Raw genomic sequence first — 25,642 nt, 5'->3', positions numbered from 1 at the left:
TGAAAGTGTTTTGAACTCTGCCAAGGCAGGTTTGAATATAATGGGGTTTTTGAATTGAGGAGGGTATTTGACATGTCGGAAGAAATGAAAAATCAAGAAGCAACCCAAGATGAGTTGGATCAATTCGTTTCCTTGAAAAAAGGAGATACTGTAAAAGGAACCATCGTCAAATTGGAAGATAACCAAGCTTATGTAAGTATTGGATATAAATATGACGGTGTTATTCCAATTCGTGAACTGTCTTCGCTTCACGTAGACAGCGCGTCTGAAGCAGTAGAAGTTGGACAAGAAGTTGAAGCTAAAGTTCTTAGCATCGACGACGAGAAAGAAAAACTCGTTCTGTCCAAACGTGCGATCGACAGCGAGAACGCTTGGGAGCAATTGCAGAAGCATTTTGAAGACCAAGACGTGTTCGAAGTTGTTGTAGGTGATGTAGTTAAAGGCGGTTTGGTTGCAGACGTGGGCGTTCGTGGATTTATCCCGGCTTCCATGGTTGAGCGTCATTTCGTTGAAGACTTCAGCGACTACAAAGGCCGCACACTGCGTGTTAAAGTGAAAGAGATCGATCGTGAGAACAACAAAGTGATCCTTTCCCAAAAAGACGTTTTGGAGCAAGAATTCGAAGCAAACAAAGTTCAAGTAATGGCTGGTTTGCAAGAAGGTCAAGTCATTGAAGGTACAGTTCAACGCTTGACTCAATTCGGTGCTTTCGTTGATGTAGGCGGAGTTGACGGTTTGGTACACGTATCCGAGCTGGCTTGGACTCACGTTGACAAACCATCCGATGTATTGTCCGAAGGCGACAAAGTAAATGTTAAAGTGCTGAAAGTTGATCCTGAAAAAGGTAAAATCAGCCTGAGCATGAAAGCTGTTCAACCAGGTCCTTGGGAAACAGCTGGTGACAAATTCAACACAAGTGATATCGTAACAGGTGTTGTAAAACGTCTGGTTGATTTCGGTGCATTTGTTGAAATCGCTCCTGGTGTTGAGGGTCTTGTGCATATCTCACAAATTTCCCACAAACACATCGGTACTCCACATGAAGTGCTGAAAGAGGGCCAAGAAGTTCAAGTGAAAATCTTGGACATGAACCCTGCTGAACAACGTGTAAGCTTGAGCATCAAAGAAACAGAAGAAGCTCCTGCTCAACCACAAAAATCAGAGCGCCCAGCAAGAAACAACGCTCCACGTGAAGAAATCAACAATCCGAACGTTTCCTTGAACAATCAAGGTATGAGCACTACGCTCGGCGAACTGTTTGGTGACAAACTCAGCAAATTCAAATAAGTTATACATGCATGGTTCTAAGTTATATACTGCATATTTTGCTGAACAATAAAAGCAAGATCGGCGAGCCCCAGCGGGTTCGCCGATTGTTGTTATTGCGAGAAAATCGTTTCGGTTCGTTACGAAACGTTAGCCAAGCCATAGCTTTTTTGCTATGATGAGTAACGTAAGTATGGACAGGAGGAGTGGAATGTATGGCAAGACCAGTTGTGGCAATTGTCGGCCGACCAAACGTGGGTAAATCCACCATTTTCAATCGGATTATCGGCGACAGACTGGCCATTGTGGAAGATAAGCCGGGCATTACCCGTGACCGGATTTATGGAATCGGTGAATGGAACGGAAAAGCATTTAGTATTATTGATACGGGTGGTATCGAAATTGACGGCGAAGACGTCATTATGAAATCCATTCGCATGCAGGCGGAGCTTGCGATTGAAGAAGCAGATGTAATTGTGTTTATGTGTGATGCTAAGGCGGGTATTACGCAATCGGACGAAGAAGTTGCTGAGATGCTTTATCGCTCAGGTAAACCGATCGTGGTAGCCGTGAACAAAGTGGATAACATTGGGCGCAGTGAGCTGATTTATGAGTTTTATGGCTTCGGTTTTGGTGATCCGATCGGGGTATCTGGCAGTCACGGTACGGGAATTGGTGACTTGCTTGATGCGATTGTGGAGAAATTGCCTGAACTTGAGGAAGAGACATACGATGAGGATGTAATTCGTGTAGCTCTGATCGGCCGACCTAATGTGGGTAAATCTTCACTTGTGAACGCCATCCTGGGTGAGGAACGTGTTATTGTGAGTGATGTAGCCGGTACAACACGTGATGCAATTGACACTCCTTTTGAAAAAGACGGGCAACGTTACGTGCTGATTGATACGGCGGGTATGCGGAAGCGCGGTAAAGTATATGAAACGACGGAGAAGTACAGCGTAATGCGTGCGATGCGTGCTATTGAGCGTGCGGACGTTGTTCTGATTGTTATCAACGGTCAAGAAGGCATTATTGAACAGGACAAGCACATTGCCGGTTATGCGTATGAAGCGGGTAAAGCTTCATTGTTCGTGGTAAACAAGTGGGATGTTGTAGAGAAAACGGATAAAACGATGAAGGAATTCGAGACGAAGATTCGGGATCATTTCCTCTTTATGACCTATGCTCCGGTTGTCTTTTTGTCCGCACTGACAAAACAACGCTTACAAAAATTGTTGCCAGTGGTACAGCGTGTAGCAGAACAGCATTCTTTGCGTGTTCAGACACATCTGCTTAATGATGTGGTATCGGATGCTGTAGCCATTAATCCACCGCCAACCGATAAAGGGCGGAGAATGAGAATTAACTATGTGACTCAGGTTGCGGTCAAACCGCCGACTATGGTTATCTTTGTTAACGACCCTGAATTGATGCACTTCTCGTACGAGCGTTACCTGGAGAATAAAATCCGTGCAGCGTTTGATTTTGAAGGCACGCCAATTCGCATATTTACTCGGAGGAAGTCCGACGAAGGTTAGGGGAGAAGTTTGTGATTTTATCCATCGCAGCTATTGTACTGAGCTACCTGCTTGGTTCGATCAGTTTTAGTGTTCTTCTTGCAAAAGCAATACGGGGGATTGATATACGTCAACACGGAAGCGGTAATGCCGGGGCAACGAATACGCTGCGTATTCTGGGTAAAGGGCCGGCTATCGCAGTTCTGCTACTTGATGTAATCAAAGGTATTGCTGCAGTATGGATTGGCATATGGTTAAGTAACGGGTCTCCATGGATTGCTGCATTCAGCGGTATTGCTGCCATCGCAGGTCATAACTGGCCCCTTTATTTCAATTTTCGCGGAGGCAAAGGCATTGCTACTGCGATTGGAGTACTGGTAAGCTTGGCTTTCCTGCCTGCGCTTTATGCCGGGATCATCGCCATCCTGTCCATCGTTCTGACACGTTATGTTTCACTCGGTTCTTTAATTTTTGTAGCATTGACTCCTGTCTTCATCTTGATCCTGCCTGGGTATTCAATGAGTATCTTTTGGGGCAGTCTGATTATTTGTCTGTTTGCATTCTGGAGACATCGTACGAATATTGCGAAGCTCGCCAAAGGACAGGAAAATAAATTGGGATCAAAGAACCCTGGAGGGGGGAAACGCGTTGTCTAAAAAAGTTGCCGTACTGGTCGCAGGCAGTTGGGGAACTGCCTTGGCCAGTGTCCTCGCCGCGAACGAACTGGATGTGGTGATGTGGACACGTAGCGAAGAACAAGCAACGGAGATTAATACCCAGCACACGAATACACGTTATCTACCGGGTGCAGAGCTGTCTCCTCGCATTCGCGCAACCAGCGATATGGAAGCTGCGGTTGCAGATGCGGCGGCTGTGTTAATTGTAGCGCCTTCGTCTGCGATGCGTGCGGTTACACATCAGTTTAAACCTTTCTATACACCCGATATGCTGATTATTCATGCAACGAAGGGCTTTGAAACGGAAAGTTTGAAACGGATGTCTACCGTGATCTCTGAAGAGCTTGAATGTGAAGAAGGACAGATTGTTGTATTGTCTGGTCCAAGTCATGCTGAGGAAGTGGTGAAGCGCTGTCCAACCACCGTGGTTGTAGCTTCATTGGATAAAACATCTGCGGAGGCAGTTCAGGGATTGTTTATGAATGCCTATTTTCGTGTGTACACAAACCGGGATATGCTTGGAGTTGAATTAGCGGGGGCTTTCAAAAATATCATCGCGCTCGGGGCAGGCATGTCGGATGGTCTGCAGTTTGGTGATAATGCCAAGGCGGCGTTGTTAACACGCGGACTTGCCGAGATTACTCGAATCGGTGTTGAGATGGGAGCTAATCCATTAACGTTTTCTGGACTAGCGGGAATCGGTGACCTCGTTGTTACAGCTACAAGTCAGCACAGTCGGAACTGGAGAGCCGGATCAATGCTGGGGCAGGGACAGAAGCTGGATGATGTGTTGCAGTCCATGGGCATGGTGGTTGAAGGTATTCGAACTACTCAGGCCGCCTATTTTATATCCCAAAAATACGGTGTTCAGATGCCAATTGCGGATCAATTGTACCATGTGTTATTTCAGAATCGGCAGCCACGTGATGCCGTTGAAGCCTTGATGGGACGTGATCCGAAAACGGAGATGGAAGTAATGAAGCTGGAAACTTGGGAGCAATGGCATTCCTGAGTTGATGGTTTAAATATCGTTACGATGGCCTAGTTTAAAATGATGCAGCTTAATCACCTTTTCCCCGGCACACTCATATTATACACATGAGTATTGCCGGAGGAGGGGAGACGAATGGGTAACAACATTTCGAAAGAAGCGCTGAAAGCCATCAACAAAAAGACAGGCAAAACGATCACTGAAGGAGCTGTCAAAAAGCTGGCAAGCACAGTGAAACCAACAACGATGCAGAATGAGGCTCAGTTGCGCCAGTTGATTAAACAAGTATCCGCCATGGCGAAAATACCGGTATCTGAGGATACGGTTCAGGATATTGTGAGTGCAGTCAAGAAAAGTGGGCTGAATCCAAGCAATATGGAATCGTTAATGAAGATGATGATAAAAAAATAATCGTTCGTTGCCTGCTCACGCAGGAATCGGGCATTACGAAAGCAAGCCAGCAGATGCTGGCTTGCTTTTTTGTCTTTTTATAGGAAAAATACGTTCGATTTCATGTTATAATGATTGCAATTGTCACAATTTCGTGATGAATATCGGATTGAAGGGGAGACTGCTGGTTTATGAGCGCAATGGACAAGATGTGGCTGTCATTAGTTGCTATCCTCATTATGGGGTTATCTGTATTTTTGATTACATTTGCTCGTGCCAAAACAAAAGGATTCGTGCGGGGGATTCTTTCGATTATTGCCTTTTTAATTATGCTCATCGGATTTTTTGGTGGAATCGCTTCTCTGACCTAAATTCCCTCATGGGAGAGAGAACATCCGCATAAGCGCATCATAAGAACGGACACAATGAAAAGACGGATGGGAGGAGTGTGTAGCTATGGTACCGCATGAAACGGGGAATTGGACTGCACGATATCCGGAATTACACCAGGCTTTACTGGATACGGCAAAAGCATGGGATCGTCAGCCTTATACCTGGTTACTAGGTGGTAGTTGCGGTTTACTGCTTCAAGGGGTCGAGTTGCAACAAGCACCTCGAGATATAGATGTGTATGCTGATATTGCTGATGCCAAAAAGCTGCATATCTGTGCTCCCGGGAACAAGCTTGATGAGCCTGCAATAGACAAAACGGGGCCTTATGCTTCCCTGCTGAGTCATTACCAGGTGGGTGCATGCTCACTGGAACTGGTAGGCGGTTTTGAAATATGGGCGCGCGAAAGTTGGTATCGTATCCAGATCGAACATGTGCTAGCTCTTTATGCTTCCGAGACTCAGGTGGACGCATACCGGTTGCGACTAATGCCGCTTGCGCATGAATTGCTTTTTAATCTGCTTCGCGGACGTGAAGATCGGTATGTCCCCATCGCAGCGCGAATTCGTCTAGAGCCTGAGGTTCATCGACCTGCGATGATTGCGTTAAGTCAACATAACATATGGGGATCTCGTTTCAGATCAGAAGTGGAAGAACTGGTCGGGTTTTCTTGGTCGGATCAAGCTGGGGAGGAACGATGATGCAAGAGATGATTACATTTTTACCGATGAACAAATCCATCAAAGTTCATCCCGGCACAACCCTTTTACAAGCTGCGCGTCGGGCTGGTGTTCGAATATCAACCCGGTGCGATGGCAAAGCGGCATGTCTGATGTGCAAAGTTAACGTGGCGCCGGAGGAGCGGCATGCACTGCTTCCACCTACGGATGCGGAGAGACGGAAGCTCGGACTAATGCTTGACGATGGAACAAGACTCTCGTGTCAGGCGAAAGTATGCGGACAACTGACCGTGCAGGTTCCCGAAGATCCGCTGAAAGCCGCCATAAGGAAACAGCTTGAGCGTCAGCAGCAAGATGATGACTGGTTCGCATAATAACAAGAAGTGAAAATCGAATGTCAAGCTATGTTTTGAATGTTTAAGGAGGGTGCGAATGAATAAAAAGAAGAATAAAACTGCGGAAGGAAGACATCCCTTGGATTTGTTACAGCAGATGAAGTGTCTGTCTTTACTTCTTCTGCTCATGCTGACAATGAGTGGTTGCTTGTATCCTTCTCAGAGTAATTCTGATCCCAAAACAGCTTATCGCGAAAGTGTAAATCGTATTCAGAGTGCGATTGAAGCGTTTCAAAAGGACGAGGGCATACTGCCAATTCTGAACGCGGACGCGGATACGCCGAAGTATGAAAAGTTTAGAGTAGACCTGTCTAAATTGAAGCAGCTGGGTTATCTTGATGATATACCTGGAACGGCCTTTGAGAATGGTGGTAGCGCTTACTTTTTGATACAAAATGAGGAAGTGAAACCGACAGTGAAAGTGATGGATCTCCAGACGGTGCAGAAAGTAAATGATGTGCAACGCATGGTGGATCAGTACAAATCTGTACATAATCAACAACTGCCTGCGGGTGAAAAGTTATATCCTGGCTTCCATGCGGTGGATATGAACTTAGCGGCACAGCCGGGATCTCCTTCAATTACGCTAAAAAGTGTATATTCGGGTCAGGAACTGCCTTTTATGATGAATGAACAGGGTACAGTGTTTGTGGATTATGCTTTTGATATTATGCAGGCATTGGAAAAAACAGATGGTTCATCCGATGATGAGCATGCTGTCTCTGATGACCCGGATTTACGTAATCATTTGCTTACACACTCCTATTTCGTACCTGTAAAATCTGTTCCATATACGCTGGAGAATAATACACCTGTCGCACAGATCGTTCAAAACCAAAGTAAGTAAGTGAAGAACAGACGTATACTATTAAATAAAAGTACAATTTCAAGGCTCTACAGAATCCCGAAAGAGATATGCCGCGTTCCGTGGTGTGTCTCTTTTTTTGTGATAAGACTAGGGTTCAAGATGTAGAGGTGTCATAAACAGAGAGGGGTTCTCATAAAGTAGATTGAAATAAAGACGCGCAGTCCGGGATCGGAGGATGCACTTCATGTCACCATCATGAGATAAAAAAACAAAAAAACACGTCATATTGCCGCATACAGGTACATAAGATGATACTAGTCCAATTGCATGTACGAGTTAACGCCGCTCTCGCCGGTTTCATCAGAATGCAACGTTCGGCGGCGGACGACTTCCGGGCACTCACAAAGGCGGCTCTACCGTTGCAGGGATTTCAGTCTTCTGATTGAAAAAACGAAGCGGATGCTCTTTAGCATTTTTCCTTCGGAGTAATTTAAGGAGGGGATTTCATTGGAGAAAGTGGACATTTTTAAGGACATAGCTGAGCGGACCGGAGGGGATATTTATCTCGGGGTTGTCGGCGCAGTCCGGACGGGGAAATCAACATTTATTAAACGATTCATGGAAACGATCGTATTGCCCAACATCGCAAGTGAGGCTGATCGCGCCCGTGCAGTGGATGAACTTCCACAAAGTGCAGCAGGTAAAACGATCATGACAACCGAGCCCAAATTTGTACCGAATAATGCAGTTCAGATCAAAGTGGCTGAAGGACTGGATGTCAATGTACGTTTGGTGGATTGTGTGGGTTACGCCGTGGAAGGCGCAAAGGGATACGAGGATGAAAACGGTCCGCGTATGATCTCCACACCTTGGTTCGAGGAGCCGATTCCATTCCAGGAAGCAGCCGAGATTGGTACCCGAAAAGTCATACAGGAGCACTCCACACTTGGTGTGGTGGTCACAACAGACGGAACCATTGCCGAAATCGCTCGCAGTTCCTATGTGGAATCAGAAGAACGAGTGATTGCAGAGTTGAAAGAAGTGGGTAAACCGTTCGTTCTGGTCATCAACTCCACCCGGCCTCGTAGTGAAGAAGCGTTGCAACTTCGGAGCGAGCTGGCTGCCAAGTACGATATTCCGGTCATGACGCTAAGTGCCGCGACGATGACGGAAGATGATGTCACTGGTGTACTCCGTGAAGTATTATATGAGTTCCCTGTGCATGAAGTGAATGTGAACCTCCCGAGCTGGGTTATGGTGCTGAATGACACACACTGGCTTCGTAACAACTATGAGAATTCGGTACGGGATACGGTAAAAGATATTCGCAGGTTGCGCGACGTGGATCGGGTCGTGTCACAATTCATGGAATATGAATTTATCGACCGTGCGGGTCTTAGTGGTATGAATATGGGGCAAGGTGTAGCAGAGATAGATCTCTACGCGCCGGATGAGTTATACGACCAGATTCTCGTGGAAGTTGTGGGTATTGAAATCAGGGGCAAGGATCATCTGTTGCAACTGATGCAGGAGTTCTCCCATGCGAAGAGAGAATATGACCGCTTCGCAGAGGCGCTCGAAATGGTCAAAACAACAGGTTATGGTATCGCTGCTCCTTCACTTGCCGAGATGGCGTTGGATGAACCGGAACTGATTCGTCAGGGCACGAAATTCGGCGTTCGCCTGAAAGCGACGGCACCGTCCATCCACATGATTCGGGTCGATGTGGAGTCGGAGTTCGCACCGATTATCGGTACGGAGAAACAGAGCGAGGAACTGGTGAGATATCTGATGCAGGATTTCGAGAACGATCCGATCAAGGTATGGGATTCAGATATGTTTGGTCGCTCTTTACACTCCATTGTGCGTGAAGGCATTCAGGGTAAAATCGCGATGATGCCGGATAATGCAAGATATAAACTGCAAGAGACACTGGGTAGAATCATTAACGAAGGATCAGGCGGATTGATCGCCATCATACTTTAATTGTTCAAAAGACCGTGAGGCTTGATCTCATGGTCTTTTTCTTTGGGTTTATTTCTTGAATATGGATGAAATGGATGTGGAAATAATTTATTTTCGAAAAATGTAGTAAGTTTCAGCTTTAAATCACTAAAACCTATTTACATACTAGGGATTAATCGTTATATTAATAAACAACTATTGTGATTGAAGTCACAGCGAGCGAAACAGGGGGAGAACGAGATGAAGAAAAGAAATTTCAAATGGGTTGGGTTAAGCGTTTTACTCGTATTGGTACTGGCGTTGTCAGCTTGCGGAATTAAAAAAGAACCAGCGGCCTCTTCTGCATCAGGATCAGCAGGTGAAACACCGAAGACGGAAGCCGTTACAGGACCTTTAAGCGGTAAACGGGTTGCGCTAATTATGGAATTTAATACAGGGACATTTTCACAGCAGTATGTACAAGGAGTGAAAGAGGAAATCGCCAAATTCGGCGGTGAACTCACCACCTTTGTTGCAGATAACGATAAAGCCAAAATGGTATCGTTGCTTGACAGTGCAATCAACCAGAAATTTGATGTCATTTTGACAGACCACGGTGACTCGCTCCTGGAACCAGGGGTGAAAAAAGCGGTTGAGCAAAAGATTCCAGTCGTTGTATTTGATGCAGCGATCAGTGTGCCGGGCGCTACGGTGTTGTCACAAGATGACCAGAAGATGGCTGAACTAACACTGGAACAGATGAAAAAGGATATCAATGGTAAAGGTAACATCGTGAAAGTCTGGGTGGCCGGTTTTGCTCCAATGGAACGTCGCCAGATTGCTTACGGAGCGTTCTTGAAAGCCAATCCGGAGATCAAAGAAATTGCGACATTTGGTTCTGCTCAGAACCCGGCGCTGGACACGCAAGCCAAAATGGAGGCCATCCTGAAACAATATCCAAAAGGTGAAATTACAGCGGTTTGGGCCGCGTGGGACGAGTTTGCAAAAGGTGCGGCGCGTGCCATTCAGCAAGCAGGGCGTGATGAGATTAAGGTGTATGGAATTGACATGAGTGATGAAGATCTGCAAATGATTCAGGACTCTAAAAATCCTTGGGTTGCTTCCGCGGCTGTAGACCCAACAGACATTGGACGTGTACAAGTTCGATATGCATACCAGAAGTTGCATGGGGACCAAACTGAAGATGCGGTTGTTCTTAATCCGGTGTACGTACAACGCGAGGCTTTGCCTGATAAACAAATCTCCACATCTGAGCTGTCTGAGTACGTAAAAGGCTGGGGAGGCAGTACTCAAGGGATTAAGGACTGGATGAGCGAGTACGGGATCACTGCGAAGTAAGCAGCGTTAGAAGCACGCCGCGAGGCGTGCTTTTTTTTCAGGCGATAACAGGCAATACAGCTGATTGGAGGCAACATCATGAAGGACCCGATATCACTGGATATGGAGCATATCCATAAGCATTTTTCAGGCATACCTGCGCTGAGGGACGTACATTTTTCTGTAAAAGGTGGAGAGATCCATGCCCTCCTTGGAGCGAACGGGGCCGGCAAAAGTACGTTGATGAAAATACTGTCAGGCGCGTACCAACTGGATGAGGGAACGATTCGTCTAAATGGCTATAAACTGGGCCTCCATTCTCCGAGAGAAGCCAAGGCAGGTGGAATTCACTGTGTATATCAGGAAGTGGATGCTGCACTTGTGCCGCAGCTGACGGCTTTCGAGAATATTATGCTAGATCAGTTGGCATCATCGGCTGGAGGATGGTGGAAAAGTCCAAGAACGTTGCAACAACGTGCCAAGGAAGCATTGAAACAGCTCGGGGCAGATCATATATCGATTCACCGTAAAGTGGCCGAGCTGACCCTGGCTGAGAAACAGATGATTTTGCTTGCGCGTATCCTGATTCAGGATGCCAAGGTTATTATTTTCGACGAGCCAACTGCACCTCTGAGTCAAGAGGAGACTGATGCCTTCTTTCGCATTGTACATCTGCTGAAGGAACGCGGGGTAGCCTGCATCTTCATTACCCATCGTCTTGCCGAAGTAACGAGTCACTGTGACCGGGTTACTGTGATGAGGGACGGTCGTCATGTGTTTACCGGTGAAACAAATGGACTGACGATCAATGATCTGGTTACGCAAATGTTAGGCAAACCGTTCGAAGAAGAGTTTCCCAAGACCGAAGCATCTGTGGGAGAGCTGCTGCTGCAAGCCCGAGGTCTTCGGCGGGGGTTGAAGGTGAAAGGGGTGGACCTTGAGGTTCGCCGCGGAGAAGTGCTGGCTGTGGTTGGGCTCGTGGGTGCTGGAAAAACGGAATGCTCTCGTCTGCTGATTGGTGCTGATCGATTGCAGGCAGGTGAGATAAGATTACTCGGACGGAATATCCGTCTGTCTCAACCCGCGGATGCAGCGGCTCTAGGCATTGTATCTGTTCCGGAGGAACGACGTAAACAAGGCATTCTTATTCAGGAGAACGTGGAACGTAATCTGAGCCTGCCCTTGCTTTCCAAGCTTAGTCGACTGGGCTTTGTTAACCGCAAACGTGAGCGTCATCATGCAGATTCACTAGTGGAACAACTCGGCATCAAGACTTCTTCCGTGAAACAGGAAGTGAAGTATTTAAGTGGCGGTAATCAGCAAAAGGTAGCCATAGGAAAATGGTTGCGTACGGATGCAGATGTATTTATTTTTGACGAACCAACAAAAGGTGTGGATATCGGGGCGAAAAGTGACATTTTCCGCATTATCAATGAATTGGCGTTGGCTGGTAAAGCGGTGATCTATTTCACTTGTGAATTGGATGAAGGAATGGGGATCGGAGACCGTATTGCGGTCATGTGTGAAGGGGTTATCGTAAAAGAGTTCCAGCGTGGCGAGACGAACCAAGAACAGCTGCTTTACTATGCAAGCGGTGGACAAGAGGTGGAAGCATGAAGGATAAATCACTCGATTTTGCGTTCCGGTATGGGGCGATTATAGTCATTATAGGCGTTATTGCTTTTTTCGGCATAAAACTGCCCTATTTCTTCACGTATAGCAATTTGACGGATATTTTGGGTTCGATCTCGATCGTAACCTTTGTGGCGATTGGTGTAACATTATCTCTCATTGTAGATGGATTTGATCTCTCTGTGGGAGCGACCGTCTCGCTGACAACCGTTGTTACTGCGTCATTAATGATCTGGTATCAACAGCCTCTTGCTGTCGTTATTATCGTACCTCTCGTTATCGGGGCTGTCATTGGTCTGCTGAACGCGCTGTTGATTGTAAAACTGCGTATTCCGGATCTGCTTGCAACGCTTGCGACAATGTACATTATCGGAGGTATCCACAAAACGTATGCGCAAGGGTATACCATCTACAATCACATGCAGTTCCCGGATGGAAGCAAGGCTGCCGGAGAGATGGATCCAACGTTCCTGCTGATTGGACAAGGGAAATGGCTGGGCATGCCGATCTCCGTTATTCTGTTGCTCATTGCTGTAATCGGTGTTCATATCTTTTTGACATACACCAAATATGGTAGGCAAATGTATATTACAGGCGGAAATGAAGAGGCGGCAAGGCTCTCCGGGATCAAGGTGAAAAAGGTACGAACACTTGCTTATGTGGCAGCTGGAATCTTCGCGGCTATTGGAGGAATCATCTATGCGTCCAAAGTGGGCTCGGGACAGATTGATGCCGGATCTCCATTGTTAATGGAATCCGTAGCTGCGGTGTTTGTTGGTTTCTCTGTCTTCGGGGCTGGGAAGCCGAATGTGATCGGAACCTTTATCGGTTCAGTTCTGATTGGTGTCCTGGTCAATGGATTAACGATGATGAACGTACAGTATTTTACACATGATATTGTCAAAGGTGGAGTGCTTGTGCTGGCTCTGGCAGTTACATTTTACGTTTTAAACCGTAGCCGCACTTGAAATTGTGTGCTGTCTGTATTAGTATAAAATTTGTTCGGCGTCAGAAACACGCGTGGTTTCAGGCGGCTTTTGCCAGAAATGACTGTGGGCCGCAGGCGGAGATGAATGTTCATCGCTCAAAATGGTCAACGTTTTTTTGTGAATGAACGTATATTTCCTAATAAAACGGAAACACAGTATAACATTCAGGACATTGATTCAGGAGGTGAAAAACAAATGAACAAATCAGACTTGATTACACACGTATCCGAGGCTACTGAACTGTCCAAAAAAGATGTAACGAAAGCGGTTGATGCCGTATTCGAAGCGATCTCTGAGGCTCTTCAAAACGGAGACAAAGTACAATTGGTTGGTTTTGGGAACTTCGAAGTTCGCGAGCGCTCTGCACGTAAAGGACGCAACCCGCAAACAGGTGAAGAAATCGAAATTCCTGCGAGCAAAATTCCTGCGTTCAAACCAGGTAAAGCGCTCAAAGACGGAATTAAATAAGATTTCTACATATTCCATATGTCAACAAAAAGACCGTGACTTGTTCACGGCCTTTTCTTTTGCCTGTAAACAGGAAATTTTCGTAATCTGTTACTCAACCTCTTTACTTTTTTCCGAAAGTTCCGGTTGCTCGCTGTAAGCGATTAGAATCAGATCTTTGCCCGTAACGGCAGACAGATGATGCTCAATCTCCTGTAACTGGTGTACATGCTCTTCCTTGAGCACAGCGGGGGTGTACTTCATGCAAACTCTCCTTTCCTGGCTGATCGTTATAGTATGACCCGGGAATTACGGTTTCTTGCGGTATATTCCCTCCAGGACTTGTTGACAAATGAAACAATCTTGATCATCATTAACGCTATGAAATCAGAAAAGGGGACGTGCGCGATGGATCACTCTACGGGCAATGACTTTATCGTAATTAAAGCAGAAGAAAACGGTGTACAGGTGATTGGCTTGACCCGGGGGCAGGACACACGTTTTCATCACACGGAGAAGCTGGACAAAGGCGAAGTGATGATTGCTCAATTTACAACACATACTTCAGCCATTAAAATCCGGGGAAAAGCTACGCTGATTACGAAGCATGGAGAGATTGAATCGGAATAGTCTTGAAAGAGTTTGACTAGGTACATTAAAAGGTTGAATGGGTTAGATGAAAATTGCAGGCATAGCCTGCTTTTTTTGATTGTACAATGAGGTATGAGCCTTTACCGGACAGACTACACTAACAGGTAAAGGCAGGGAGGCGCTTATGAAACCGGGAATGATTGTGACTGCGTCCATGCTGTCAACGATTGCTGCAGTCATCGTGCTCGTGGTTTTTCAAAGCTTACATACACGTACATGGGGCGGGGACCGGGCAGAGCCTGTAACCGCTTCTCATCAAACGATTCAGTTGACCAATGATAATCTGGTTGATGTACTGAGTTCACTTCATATGTCTACGCCGATTGCTAGAGTGGAGTGGAAACAGTCTATTTTGACACTTGACCTCAAAGTCAAAGGAACGGATACGAGTTATACTGAAATTTATGAAAATATGGCGGCAGTCGTGGATCTGAGTTTTCGCAGTGTAGACAACGTGGAGCAGGTGCTCCTTCGCGTCATGGCCGAGGATGAATGGGTGCATAGACGTCATCTGCTACTTGCGGCAGATATCAGGCGAGGAGAATGGCCTATGTATGCCATTGACATGCTTCGCACGTGGAAAAGCGCGGCATTTTCGGAGGATTTAAAAGACTGGTTCAATCTGATGCAGACGGAACTGTGGAAGAAGCAGTTCGAAATGACCAGTTAGGGGTAATCAAATAGCAGGATTCAGTGCGTGCCGAATAAACATATGCTATAATATATAAGATTGTAGTGCAGAAATGGTTTGACAAAGCAAAGCCTCGGAGGATGAGAATGAATTCATATCGTGTACCCCAACTTGCAAAGAAATATACGGATTACGACATGATTCGACAACATACGGAAATCCCGTCATTTCCGGATAGCCGGGCGCGTCTGTTACAGGTATTTGTGGGCCGAACAGACGAAAAGGGTCATCAGGAACTTTACGCTCTTGCGACCTCGCTCGTTCAGTTGGCTATGGATACGCATGATCGAATCGATACGATTTCCGGTGATCGGGTAGAACAGGAGATGCGTTCACGCCAATTAAATGTTCTCGCTGGAGATTATCTGAGTAGCCGTTTCTATCAGTTGCTTGCTCATGCAGGCAAAATAGAAATGATCGGTAAGCTTAGCGGTGCTGTTTCCGAAGTAAACGCACGTAAGATGACGCTGTATGAACGGATGAAAAAACTTCTCGTTTCGGCTGATGAATATTTGCGTGAAACGGTACAGCTGAGAATGCAGCTGTTTCTTTCATTTACAGACATGATGCCTGTTGAGGATAAGCCGTTATGGAACAGCTTGCTGATGGAGTTCAGCACTTGCGAAACCATCATAGAAGAAATGGATCGGATGCGTGACGAGAAGCGTATGCTTCATAGCTATGCGTTCTGGTATGTGTACGAGAACGGCAATGACGAGGAACGCGGTCATTTGACTCAAATGGAGCTCGAACCACGTATGTGGAGCTCTATGGTGCTGAAACACAGCATAAGCGAGGTGTTGGTGGACAAGCTTCGCGAGTGCACACACCGCATTCAGCTTTTGCTGCAAGATGAGGAAGGTCTTCAAGATATGCATGAGTTCGAGGCAATTCTTGAGCCTTACCTGTCCTATGTGCAGCCTTCACATGCGGCAGTAAGGGAAGATTGAGGGGGAGACAGACGAATGGGTAGCGGAGAGACCAAACCGAAAGAAGAATTTGTCCATTCGGTTTTTCAGAGTATAGCCGGCAAGTATGACGTCATGAATGATATTCTGAGTTTCCGCAGGCATAAAGCTTGGCGTAAATTCACGATGAAGAAGATGAATATGTCCAAGGGAGATACGGGACTGGATTTGTGTTGCGGCACATGCGACTGGACGCTCGCTATGGCACAGGCAAGTGAAACGGGGCACATGCACGGGCTGGATTTCAGTAGCAACATGCTGGAAGTGGGCCAGACGAAAATTGATGCGGTGAACCGTTCAAAACAGATTACGCTCGTTCAAGGGAACGCCATGTCTTTGCCCTTTGAAGACAATACGTTCGATTATGTTACGATTGGATTCGGTTTACGTAACGTGCCTGATCTAAGACAGGTTTTGTCTGAAATGAAACGTGTTGTAAAACCCGGCGGTATGGTGGTTTGTCTGGAATTGTCCAAACCGACGTGGCAGCCGTTTAAAGGCATTTATTATTTTTATTTTGAGCATATGCTGCCAAATATGGCGAAACTGTTTGCCAAACGTTATGAGCAGTATAAATGGCTGCCGGACTCTCTGGCGCTTTTCCCGGGTAGAAAGGAACTGGCAGACATTTTTGTTGAAACTGGATTGCAACAGGTGCAGGCCTACCCTCTAACCGGAGGCATCGCGGCACTGCATATTGGAACCAAGGAGAATCAGAATGTTTAGGAAAATTCGCATCTTTTTAGAAATGATCAAGATTGAACATACGCTTTTTGCTTTACCTTTTGCTTTTATGGGCGCTATCCTGGGATCGATGGTTGTTAACAACACGTTCCCAAGCTGGATGCAGATTATGTGGGTATTACTTGCCATGGTTGGTGCAAGGAGTGCCGCATTTGGTTTGAACCGGATTATTGACCAGGCGATTGACGCAAAAAATCCACGTACGGCGATGAGAGCTATTCCAGCAGGCTTGCTGAAGAATGGCGAGGTTATTATTTTTATCATCATCTCGTTTATTTTATTATTCTGGGCATCATCCAATCTTAATGTATTATCCATGCAGTTGTTGCCGATTGCAGTCTTCATGTTAGTGCTATATTCGTACACCAAACGGTTCACATGGCTTTGTCACGTCGTACTGGGGATGACCATTGGCCTTGCTCCTTTGGGAGGATGGGTGGCTGTGACAGGTACTATGGATTGGACAGCGATTGTTCTGTACGTTACGATTGTATTCTGGACTGCCGGTTTTGACATTATTTATGCATGTCAGGATCTGGAGTTTGATCAGGGAGAAGGTCTGCATTCCATTCCGTCCCGCTTCGGACTTGTGAAATCATTGCAGATTGCCAAGTTCTTTCATGTCATTACGGCGATTGGTTTCCTTGCCTTGTTACTAATGACCGATCTGAGCTGGTGGTATGGCGCAGGTATGCTGATTACGTATGGTATCCTGCTTTATGAGCACTATATTGTGTCACCTAATGATATGAGCCGTGTACAAACGGCATTCTTTACGATGAATAGTGTACTGAGCCTAGTCGTATTTACGTTTACATTCATTGATCTGGCGGTGAAATAATGATGCAGCAACCGGAGAATAAACGACTTGTCGTCGGAATCACCGGAGCGAGTGGCAGCATATATGGTATCCGATTGATTGAAACGTTGCTTGACCTGGGATATGCCGTTCATTTGGTTATTTCCAATGCTGGCTGGCGTGTACTAAAGGAAGAAATGGACTGGGATGTGACGAACCGGGATAGCCTGCTCCAAGAAAAATTCGGTCATCGCGGTGGATCGTTAATCTATCATCCCGTTAGTGATATCGGGGCTTCGATTGCCAGCGGTTCTTATCTGGCGGAAGGCATGATTATCATGCCTTGCTCCATGGGCACTCTTTCATCGATTGCAAACGGATCTTCAGACAATCTGATGTCACGCGCGGCAGATGTTATGATGAAAGAAGGCAGGACGTTAATTCTTGTGCCTCGTGAGACGCCTTTGCATGCCATTCACTTGGAAAACATGCTGAAGCTTTCACGTCTTGGTGTGCGAATGATCCCGGCGATGCCTGCCTTTTATTACAAACCTCAGAGCATGGAGGATTTAATTTTATTTTTAGTAGGTAAAGTGCTGGATAGCTTGCGCATCCCGCATCAACTGTTTACTAGATGGGGAGAACCGGATGAACGGGGATAATGTAGCCGGGTCGCGCTTTTCTGAATAACCGGATCAGAAAAGTGCGACACATGGACATGATCCCCTGACTCCCGGGGTATCGGTGAGTGCTGATGGCCAGATAAATGTGTCCACAGTCTTGACCCATGCTCCGGCAACTTCTGTACTTTTGGTTGATTCAGATTTGGTCGCAGCGTTTAAATCCCGAATGTTGGTGCTGGCATTCGAATAGGCATCATGATGGACGCTGTAGAAGAACACAAGCAGGAACGGCGAGCCTGAGGCGACGTTTTTGCCTGTAGGCTCGGGCTTGCTGGAAGGGAAGGTAAGCATGGATTTTTGGATTGACAATACGCTGACACGGGTGAACGAATGAAACTATTGGACATTTTCGGATTGTTAAAAAAGGACATGGATTACGTTGAAAAAGAGTTGTATCGTAGCGTAAAAGGCGAACAAAAGTTACTGAGTGAAACTTCGCTTCATCTGCTTAAGGCAGGTGGAAAACGACTGCGGCCTGTTTTTGTGCTTTTAGGTGGCAAATTTGGTACATACGATATCGAGCGTTTGAAGCTCGTAGCCGTTCCACTGGAACTTATTCATTCTGCTTCCCTCGTTCATGATGATGTCATCGATAATGCGGAGACTCGCCGGGGCAAACCCACCGTCAAGTCTAAATGGGACAATCGGATTGCGATGTATACAGGAGACTATATCTATGGCAAAGCGCTAGAGATGACGGCAGGACTTTCTGATCCGGCTATTCACCGCATCCTTGCCAAAGCTATGGTACAGATGTCCATTGGTGAGATGGAACAGATTCGGGACTTTTTTAATACAGGTCAGAGTGTGCGTAACTATCTGCTACGTATTCGTCGCAAAACTGCACTTCTGATTGCAGTGAGCTGCCAGCTTGGAGCACTCGCTACTCGTGCACCTGAGCACATTTCATCTTTGTTGTATACCTATGGATACAATGTGGGTATGGCTTTTCAGATTCAGGATGATGTTCTGGACTTGGTGGGTACGGAGAAACAACTTGGCAAGCCTCCAGGAAGTGATATGAAACAAGGTAACATCACGTTACCTGTGCTGTATGCTTTGGAAGAAGAACAGTTACGTGAGCCGTTGCTCAAGGAAATTTCGCGTGTTCATCATGAAGAAGGACGTGCAAGTGCATCGGATGCAATTGGAATGATTCGCCAAAGTCAAGGAATTGCTAAAGCAGAAGCCCTTGCTGACCGATATATGAAGAAAGCGCTCGATGCTCTCGATCAGCTGCCTAATATCAAGACCACTAAAAATCTGCGAGACATTGCTCACTTTGTCGTTAAACGTACACATTAAGCTTGCTTGTGTTGTTTAATGCTCTACACGGATGTGAAAATCCTCATTGGGAGGATTTGGACTTGTATGTTACAATCAAAGGGATTGCGTTTACATAGTGATTAACTTTGAACCGTGAGTGAGGAGTGAACTGGTAATGGATCGTACCTTTTTGATGGTGAAACCGGATGGTGTGCAGCGTGGTTTGATCGGCCGTATTATCAGCCGTCTGGAAGACAAGGGATTTAAGCTGGTAGCAGGAAAACTGGTGCAGATGTCGGAAGAACAGGCGAGGCGCCATTATGCTGAACATGAGGGCAAGCCGTTCTTTGATGATCTGGTTCGTTTTATCACTTCTGGCCCTGTATTTGCCATGGTGTGGGAGGGCGACGATATTGTGACACTTGCACGTATTGTCATTGGTAAAACGAATGTGAAGGAAGCAGCTCCAGGGACAATCCGTGGAGATTTCGCTAGCCATACACCACATAATCTCATTCACGGGGCAGATTCGCCGGAAAGTGCTACTCGTGAAGCTGCTAATTTCTTTAGTTCTGACGAGCTGGTAACCTATGAGAAGAGCATCGCAGGCTGGTTGTAATTATTAGCCAAAGGGTGATGTACGATGCTGGAGCAAGAACAACTAGACCCGGATTATGCCGGATTCATTCGTAAAATTAAAGAGAGCACAGGCATTGATCTTGCTCAGTACAAAGAAGGCCAGATGAAAAGAAGGCTGACCACACTACGTAACAAAAACGGGTTTAATACATTTTCTATCTTTTTTGATGCGATGCAGAAGGAGAAGTCGTTATTTTACGAATTTCTGGATCGCATGACCATTAACGTATCGGAATTTTGGCGCAACCCGAATCGCTGGGAAGTGTTACGTGATGAGATTCTGCCTGAGCTCGTGGGTTCCAAACGCAAGGTCAAGGTATGGAGCGCTGCTTGTTCGACTGGTGAGGAGCCATACACGATTGCCATGATTTTGGATACGCTAGGCATCTTGAAAGAAAGTTCCATTACGGCAAGTGACCTGGATGAAGGTGCACTCGCTAAGGCTAAGGAAGGCCGTTATATGGAACGTTCGCTGAAGGACGTGCCTCCAGAAACGGCGAGTCGATATTTCAAGCAAGACGGTATGATGTATCGTATTGATGAGAAATTAAAAAGCTCGATCAACTTCAAGAAGCAGAATTTGCTGGTTGACCGTTTTGATGATGGATACGATCTGATCGTATGCCGGAATGTCATGATTTATTTTACAGAGGAAGCGAAAAACCTGCTGTATCACAAATTCGCAGCCAGTCTGCGTCCAGGTGGGATGTTGTTCGTAGGCAGCACAGAGCAGATTTTCTCCCCAGGACAATACGGGCTGGAGACGGCAGAGACGTTTTTCTATCGGAAAAAATAAATCAGTGTATAGATCAACCGCCTGAGGTGCATGAAGATGTGCTCAGGCGGTTGTTTGCATAAGAAAAAGAGGCTTTCTTGTCAAAGCTGGTCAGCTATACTATAATAAGCAAAGAAATTATGGGATTTTAGCAATGTGAAGTTTAACAGTTTAAAGGGGGAACGTATTATGAGTTTACGTTATTTAACCGCAGGGGAAACGCACGGACCCCAATTGACCGCAATTATTGAAGGACTGCCAAGTAATTTGAATATTGATTTTGAAGAATTGAACTTCCAGCTTCATCGCCGCCAGAAAGGGTATGGCCGCGGACGCCGGATGCAGATTGAGAAAGACCAAGCTAATTTTGTTGGCGGAATTCGTCATGGATATACGACAGGTGCTCCAGTAGCGCTCGTTGTTCAGAATAATGACTGGAAGCATTGGCAGAATATTATGAACATTGAGCCGATTGAAGGTACTGATGAAGAAAAACGCCGTGTTCATCGCCCACGCCCTGGGCATGCCGACCTTAACGGTGGGTTGAAGTACAATCTCAAAGACTTGCGTAACGTTCTGGAACGCTCCAGTGCGCGTGAGACAACTGTACGTGTAGCATGTGGTGCGATTGCACGACAGTTTCTGGCTGAATTCGGTATTAAAGTGGCTGGAAGGGTTATTCGTATCGGGGAGATTGAAGCACCATACCAGGAGCTTCCGATTGATGAACTGATCGCCGTGACAGAAGCATCTTCAGTTCGTGTGACAGATGCGGAGACAGAGAAGAAAATGGAAGCCTATATCGATCAGATCAAGCAAGAAGGAGATTCCATCGGTGGAATCGTGGAATGTATCGTTGAAGGCGTTCCTGTCGGTCTGGGAAGCTATGTACAATATGATCGCAAGTTGGATGCTCGTATCGCTCAAGGTGTAATGTCGATCAATGCGTTCAAAGGTGTGGAGATCGGTATCGGCTTCGAAGCGGGTACGATTCGCGGCTCTCAGGTACATGATGAGATTCTGTATACGGAGGATCGTGGTTACCACCGTGCAACGAATCGTCTGGGCGGGTTTGAAGGCGGTATGACCAACGGTATGCCGGTTGTGGTACGTGGAGTAATGAAACCTATCCCAACGTTGTACAAGCCGTTGCAAAGCGTAGATATCGATACGAAAGAAGCTTTTTCGGCTCAGGTTGAACGTTCCGATGCTTGTGCGGTTCCGGCAGCTAGCGTTGTTATGGAACATGTCGTTGCTTGGGAAATTGCCAAGGCATTCCTGGAGAAGTTCGGCGGGGATTCCATGGAGGAGATTCGGGCAAACGTTGCCAGCTACCAAGCACAATTGGAGAATTACTAATATGCGTCAGTTGACAGTACAGCTTGAAGAGCGCTCATATCCTATATTGATTGGCAGCGGCCTGCTGGCTCAAGCTCCGCAATATTTTGAACAGTATGGATTGACTAAAAAAAGTCCACTTCTGATCATTACAGATGATCATGTAGCCCCGATATACTTGCATCGATTAGAGCAAACGTTGCGTGCGGCGGGATATTCCGTCGTATCCGCAGTCGTGCCGTCTGGCGAGACTTCGAAATCACTTGCGGTATATCAGGATATGATGACGGTAGCGATTGAAGGCAAACTGGACCGTAGTTCGGCGATTCTCGCTCTAGGGGGAGGCGTTGTGGGCGATCTGGCTGGTTTTGTCGCAGCTACATATATGCGCGGGGTTAAGTTTGTGCAGATCCCAACAACCATTCTTGCTCATGACAGTAGCGTTGGCGGTAAGGTGGCGGTCAATCATCCTCTTGCGAAAAATATGATTGGTGCTTTCCATCAGCCGGAGCTTGTACTGTATGATGTTGACACATTGCAATCGTTGCCGCCAAGAGATGTATCGGCCGGTTTATCTGAGATGCTGAAGCACGGACTGATCCGTGATGAAGCTTTTGCCCATTGGTGCGAAGAAAACGCCGAAGCGCTGCTTGCGCTTGACCCGGATACACTCGGATATGGTCTGGAACGTGGATGCAGCATCAAAGCCGAGATTGTTTCCAATGATGAACGTGAGAATGGAGAACGTGCACTCCTGAATCTAGGTCATACGATTGGACATGCGATTGAAGCAATTGCTGGATACGGTGAATTTCTGCACGGAGAAGCCATTTCTATCGGTATGGCTGGATCGGCACTACTGGGTGAGAAACTCGGAGCGCCAGCAGGGCTGTATGAGGATACTGTTCGTATGTTGCGTTCTCTTCGTCTTCCCGTGACGCTACCTGCACATCTAAGTACGGATGCATTGATGGAAGCGATGATGCATGATAAGAAATTCCGCGAGGGCCATATGGTCTTTATCGTTCCTGATCGGATTGGATCTGCCAGAATCGTGAAGGATGTGCCGGTTACGGTTGTTCGTGAAGTCATTGAACTGCTTAGGAAGGGAGAATAACAGCATGGTTACACGGGGAATTCGCGGGGCGACCACGGTCACCCAGAACAGTGAAGATGAGATTTTGCAAGAAACAGCAGTGTTGCTTCAGGAAATTGTTGACCGGAACAAGATTATACCGGAAGATATATGCAGCGTATGGATTACGATGACCGGCGATCTGGATGCGGCTTTTCCAGCAAAAGTGATTCGTCAGTTGGATGGATGGGAGCTTGTGCCTTTGATGTGTGCACTAGAGGTTCCTGTAAAAGGCGCTTTGGCGAAATGTATTCGTTTTATGGTACATGTGAACACAACCAAAGCACAAAATGAAATTCATCACGTGTACCTTAACGGTGCACAGGCATTACGTCCCGATCTGGCAGGGCGTTAAGTTTCTTCCATGATCATGGTTGTCAAACCAGTGAATATGATGTATAGTGAGAAACAGTTGAGTAGAGTTTAGATTGAGCTGAGAGCAGCTGAGTTGAGCCTAGTATATAGCAGAGTCCAGTGTTTGGTAGCCGATGCATCCGAAATCGGTCAACGCATACACGGTACGTCTTGCTAAGGGAGAAGTACAGGAGAAGAGAGTAGACGTGTCAGAGGACATCGTTTATTCCCATATATCTAACGAACATTTCACATTATCTATCATTGAGGAATTGAATTGATTTCTCAAGAGATGAAGATGATGCAAACGAAATGTTACGAAGTATATGTTATCTTATAATATCTGAAACATGGATGAACATGGATCAGTTGCCTGTCACTCGCCCTTCGCAAAAGTATAGGGACTTGTTATTTATGGAGCAACATGCTTGAATACAGCTTATAACCAAACCTCTACCTGATGGTAGAGGTTTTTTGTCGTCATAACTTTCTTCTACCTAAATCTGAAAGGACGTGATCTGATGATAACGCCAAACGTTAATCAAGTATTGAAAATGTCAAATGAATATAATCTGATTCCGGTTGTTAAACGGATTTTGGCTGATATGGAGACACCGATTCGTATCTTCCGCCGTTATGCGGACAATGACCGTGCCTTTTTGCTTGAAAGTGTAGAGGGTGGCATTCAATGGGCTAGATATTCCTTCATCGGTACGGATCCGTTTCTGATGATTTCGGGAAAGAAAGGCCGAATTGTGGTTGAAGAGGCAGGAAAGACTCTTGAACTGCCAGGCAAACCGATCGAAGAACTGAAAGCTTTGCTACGCAAATATCGGAGCCCGAAGATGGAAGATCTTCCTCCTTTTACTGGTGGAGCCATTGGATTTTTTGGATATGACCTGTTGCAATATTATGAGAAGCTTCCAGCTCATGCGCTGGATGATCTGAATATGGATGATATTCGCTTTATGTTTTGTGATCAAATTGTTGTGTTTGACCATGTGAAGCAGCACATGTTGCTCGTTGGCAATGTACATGTCAAAGATGGGGCAACGGATGAAGAGATTCGTCAGGCGTATGCAGCCACTTCCGAGAAGCTTGAACAAGCGGCAGAACGTTTGCAGCAGCAAGGACCAGGTGAAAACCTGAACCCGCGTTCGATTCCGGGAGATGTGGAGCTTGGGGACATTCGTTCCAATCTGACGAAAGAGCAATTTATCGGCAATGTGGAGCAAGCCAAAGAGTATATCCGTGCAGGAGACATTTTCCAGGTGGTGCTGTCTCAACGTTTTCACATTGATACGGAAATTTCCCCGTTACATGTATATCGCGTACTGCGGACGCTGAACCCATCACCTTATATGTATTATTTGAAAATGGACGATGAGATTATCGTAGGTACCTCACCTGAGGCGCTGGTCAAGGTTGACGGCAATCGCGTAGAAACACGTCCTATCGCAGGCACACGTCCACGAGGAGCGACAGAGGCAGAAGATCGCGCACTTGCGGCAGATTTGCTACAAGATGAGAAGGAGCGCGCAGAGCATCTGATGCTGGTGGATCTGGGAAGAAATGATCTGGGGCGTGTATCCACTTTTGGCAGTGTGAAGTGTGACATGTTCATGGAGATCGAGCGTTACTCTCACGTTATGCATATGGTATCGAACGTTACAGGTGAGTTAAGAGAAGATAAAGACTTCTTCGATGCTTTCCTCTCCTGTCTGCCAGCCGGGACCGTATCTGGTGCGCCGAAGCTGCGTGCGATGGAGATTATTGCGGAGCTGGAAAAGGAGGCACGGGGTGCCTACGCAGGAGCGATCGGTTACCTTGGATTCTCCGGAAATATGGATGCATGTATTACCATTCGTACGATCATTTTCAAAAAAGGAAAAGCATATGTACAGGCCGGAGCCGGAATTGTATGGGACTCTGTGCCTGAGAAGGAATATGAAGAGACCGTAAACAAAGCCAAAGCATTGTTAAAGGCCATTCGTACGGCTGAAGCGATGTTTCCGGCAAAAGCTGCAGATCCCAAATTAAGTCTGGCTAACGCTGATTATTTTGTTACACCAACTTCGGCAACAAACTGAGAGAGGAGAGACTGGAAATGAACTTGAATCCAATCATGAATGAC

At 46.4% G+C, this 25,642-nt stretch carries 28 protein-coding genes; 27 read left to right on the top strand and 1 reads right to left on the bottom strand.

What is annotated here, in order from left to right; translation table 11 throughout:
- Positions 1-72 precede the first annotated feature (72 nt).
- The 14 genes from rpsA to MHI38_RS05310 all read left to right on the top strand — a co-directional run bounded on the left by rpsA (position 73) and on the right by MHI38_RS05310 (position 13,486).
- Entirely contained in the window at positions 73-1,287 is a 1,215-nt protein-coding gene (gene rpsA, locus MHI38_RS05375; protein ID WP_090917258.1) for a 30S ribosomal protein S1, read from the top strand.
- 194 nt (positions 1,288-1,481) lie between these two features.
- The gene (gene der, locus MHI38_RS05370; protein ID WP_090917256.1) at positions 1,482-2,804 is read left to right on the top strand and encodes a ribosome biogenesis GTPase Der; all 1,323 of its coding nucleotides are present in this window, start codon (positions 1,482-1,484) and stop codon (positions 2,802-2,804) included.
- 11 nt (positions 2,805-2,815) lie between these two features.
- Positions 2,816-3,439 carry a glycerol-3-phosphate 1-O-acyltransferase PlsY gene (gene plsY / locus MHI38_RS05365; RefSeq protein WP_090917254.1) on the top strand — a complete coding sequence of 208 codons (624 nt, stop codon included), beginning with the start codon at positions 2,816-2,818 and terminating at the stop codon, positions 3,437-3,439.
- Positions 3,432-4,472: an NAD(P)H-dependent glycerol-3-phosphate dehydrogenase gene (locus tag MHI38_RS05360; RefSeq protein WP_090917252.1), complete on the top strand. Its 1,041-nt coding sequence runs from the start codon at positions 3,432-3,434 to the stop codon at positions 4,470-4,472. Before plsY ends, MHI38_RS05360 begins: the two co-directional genes overlap by 8 nt.
- Before the next feature lie 114 nt (positions 4,473-4,586).
- Positions 4,587-4,862: a stage VI sporulation protein F gene (locus MHI38_RS05355; RefSeq protein WP_090917250.1), complete on the top strand. Its 276-nt coding sequence runs from the start codon at positions 4,587-4,589 to the stop codon at positions 4,860-4,862.
- A 179-nt stretch (positions 4,863-5,041) separates the two neighbouring features.
- Positions 5,042-5,212 carry a DUF2768 family protein gene (locus MHI38_RS05350; protein WP_434349157.1) on the top strand — a complete coding sequence of 57 codons (171 nt, stop codon included), beginning with the start codon at positions 5,042-5,044 and terminating at the stop codon, positions 5,210-5,212.
- An 85-nt stretch (positions 5,213-5,297) separates the two neighbouring features.
- A complete protein-coding gene (locus tag MHI38_RS05345; RefSeq protein WP_154957587.1) occupies positions 5,298-5,933 on the top strand; it encodes a hypothetical protein in 636 nt (211 codons plus the stop codon).
- Positions 5,933-6,286, top strand: a complete 354-nt coding sequence (locus MHI38_RS05340; RefSeq protein ID WP_154958043.1) for a 2Fe-2S iron-sulfur cluster-binding protein — start codon at positions 5,933-5,935, stop codon at positions 6,284-6,286. Before MHI38_RS05345 ends, MHI38_RS05340 begins: the two co-directional genes overlap by 1 nt.
- 58 nt (positions 6,287-6,344) lie before the next feature.
- Positions 6,345-7,154: a hypothetical protein gene (locus MHI38_RS05335; protein WP_253493331.1), complete on the top strand. Its 810-nt coding sequence runs from the start codon at positions 6,345-6,347 to the stop codon at positions 7,152-7,154.
- 468 nt (positions 7,155-7,622) lie between these two features.
- Positions 7,623-9,101 (top strand): stage IV sporulation protein A, encoded by a 1,479-nt coding sequence (spoIVA, locus tag MHI38_RS05330; protein ID WP_090917242.1) that lies wholly within the window; start codon positions 7,623-7,625, stop codon positions 9,099-9,101.
- Between the two features lie 219 nt (positions 9,102-9,320).
- Positions 9,321-10,418: a sugar ABC transporter substrate-binding protein gene (locus MHI38_RS05325; protein ID WP_341181025.1), complete on the top strand. Its 1,098-nt coding sequence runs from the start codon at positions 9,321-9,323 to the stop codon at positions 10,416-10,418.
- Between the two features lie 78 nt (positions 10,419-10,496).
- Positions 10,497-12,014: a sugar ABC transporter ATP-binding protein gene (locus MHI38_RS05320; protein WP_341181024.1), complete on the top strand. Its 1,518-nt coding sequence runs from the start codon at positions 10,497-10,499 to the stop codon at positions 12,012-12,014.
- A complete protein-coding gene (locus MHI38_RS05315) occupies positions 12,011-12,997 on the top strand; it encodes an ABC transporter permease (protein WP_123066011.1) in 987 nt (328 codons plus the stop codon). Before MHI38_RS05320 ends, MHI38_RS05315 begins: the two co-directional genes overlap by 4 nt.
- Positions 12,998-13,213: 216 nt before the next feature.
- The gene (locus MHI38_RS05310; protein WP_090917341.1) at positions 13,214-13,486 is read left to right on the top strand and encodes an HU family DNA-binding protein; all 273 of its coding nucleotides are present in this window, start codon (positions 13,214-13,216) and stop codon (positions 13,484-13,486) included.
- Positions 13,487-13,576: 90 nt separating this feature from the next.
- On the opposite strand, the gene MHI38_RS05305 is transcribed toward MHI38_RS05310, so the two are convergent.
- Positions 13,577-13,729, bottom strand: coding sequence for a hypothetical protein (locus tag MHI38_RS05305; protein ID WP_161557000.1), 153 nt, complete (start codon positions 13,727-13,729; stop codon positions 13,577-13,579).
- Positions 13,730-13,873: 144 nt separating this feature from the next.
- Between MHI38_RS05305 and mtrB the strand changes: the two genes are divergently transcribed.
- The 13 genes from mtrB to trpE all read left to right on the top strand — a co-directional run bounded on the left by mtrB (position 13,874) and on the right by trpE (position 25,598).
- Positions 13,874-14,095 (top strand): trp RNA-binding attenuation protein MtrB, encoded by a 222-nt coding sequence (mtrB, locus tag MHI38_RS05300; protein WP_090917232.1) that lies wholly within the window; start codon positions 13,874-13,876, stop codon positions 14,093-14,095.
- Positions 14,096-14,240: 145 nt separating this feature from the next.
- Entirely contained in the window at positions 14,241-14,786 is a 546-nt protein-coding gene (locus MHI38_RS05295) for a hypothetical protein (protein ID WP_154890623.1), read from the top strand.
- A 107-nt stretch (positions 14,787-14,893) separates the two neighbouring features.
- The gene (locus tag MHI38_RS05290) at positions 14,894-15,757 is read left to right on the top strand and encodes a heptaprenyl diphosphate synthase component 1 (RefSeq protein ID WP_341181023.1); all 864 of its coding nucleotides are present in this window, start codon (positions 14,894-14,896) and stop codon (positions 15,755-15,757) included.
- 15 nt (positions 15,758-15,772) lie between these two features.
- A complete protein-coding gene (locus tag MHI38_RS05285; protein WP_090917226.1) occupies positions 15,773-16,501 on the top strand; it encodes a demethylmenaquinone methyltransferase in 729 nt (242 codons plus the stop codon).
- Positions 16,494-17,360 carry a UbiA-like polyprenyltransferase gene (locus MHI38_RS05280; RefSeq protein ID WP_090917224.1) on the top strand — a complete coding sequence of 289 codons (867 nt, stop codon included), beginning with the start codon at positions 16,494-16,496 and terminating at the stop codon, positions 17,358-17,360. The genes MHI38_RS05285 and MHI38_RS05280 overlap by 8 nt, the downstream gene beginning before the upstream one ends.
- Entirely contained in the window at positions 17,360-17,980 is a 621-nt protein-coding gene (locus tag MHI38_RS05275) for a UbiX family flavin prenyltransferase (protein WP_341181022.1), read from the top strand. The genes MHI38_RS05280 and MHI38_RS05275 overlap by 1 nt, the downstream gene beginning before the upstream one ends.
- Positions 17,981-18,331: 351 nt before the next feature.
- The gene (locus MHI38_RS05270; protein WP_090917219.1) at positions 18,332-19,306 is read left to right on the top strand and encodes a polyprenyl synthetase family protein; all 975 of its coding nucleotides are present in this window, start codon (positions 18,332-18,334) and stop codon (positions 19,304-19,306) included.
- A gap of 136 nt (positions 19,307-19,442) precedes the next feature.
- Positions 19,443-19,886 (top strand): nucleoside-diphosphate kinase, encoded by a 444-nt coding sequence (gene ndk, locus MHI38_RS05265; protein WP_154890621.1) that lies wholly within the window; start codon positions 19,443-19,445, stop codon positions 19,884-19,886.
- 24 nt (positions 19,887-19,910) lie between these two features.
- Entirely contained in the window at positions 19,911-20,702 is a 792-nt protein-coding gene (locus tag MHI38_RS05260) for a CheR family methyltransferase (protein ID WP_090917215.1), read from the top strand.
- 168 nt (positions 20,703-20,870) lie between these two features.
- Positions 20,871-22,040 carry a chorismate synthase gene (gene aroC / locus MHI38_RS05255; protein WP_154957579.1) on the top strand — a complete coding sequence of 390 codons (1,170 nt, stop codon included), beginning with the start codon at positions 20,871-20,873 and terminating at the stop codon, positions 22,038-22,040.
- A 1-nt stretch (position 22,041) separates the two neighbouring features.
- The gene (gene aroB, locus MHI38_RS05250) at positions 22,042-23,136 is read left to right on the top strand and encodes a 3-dehydroquinate synthase (protein ID WP_253493363.1); all 1,095 of its coding nucleotides are present in this window, start codon (positions 22,042-22,044) and stop codon (positions 23,134-23,136) included.
- A 4-nt stretch (positions 23,137-23,140) separates the two neighbouring features.
- A complete protein-coding gene (gene aroH / locus MHI38_RS05245; protein ID WP_154890618.1) occupies positions 23,141-23,509 on the top strand; it encodes a chorismate mutase in 369 nt (122 codons plus the stop codon).
- A 520-nt stretch (positions 23,510-24,029) separates the two neighbouring features.
- The gene (trpE, locus tag MHI38_RS05240) at positions 24,030-25,598 is read left to right on the top strand and encodes an anthranilate synthase component I (protein WP_154890617.1); all 1,569 of its coding nucleotides are present in this window, start codon (positions 24,030-24,032) and stop codon (positions 25,596-25,598) included.
- Positions 25,599-25,642 lie beyond the last annotated feature (44 nt).

This window comes from Paenibacillus sp. FSL K6-1558, assembly GCF_038002565.1.
Classification (GTDB): Bacteria; Bacillota; Bacilli; order Paenibacillales; family Paenibacillaceae; genus Paenibacillus; species Paenibacillus polysaccharolyticus.
The sequence above is the reverse complement of the archived record's forward strand: the minus strand, read 5'-3'. Positions and strand labels throughout refer to the sequence as shown.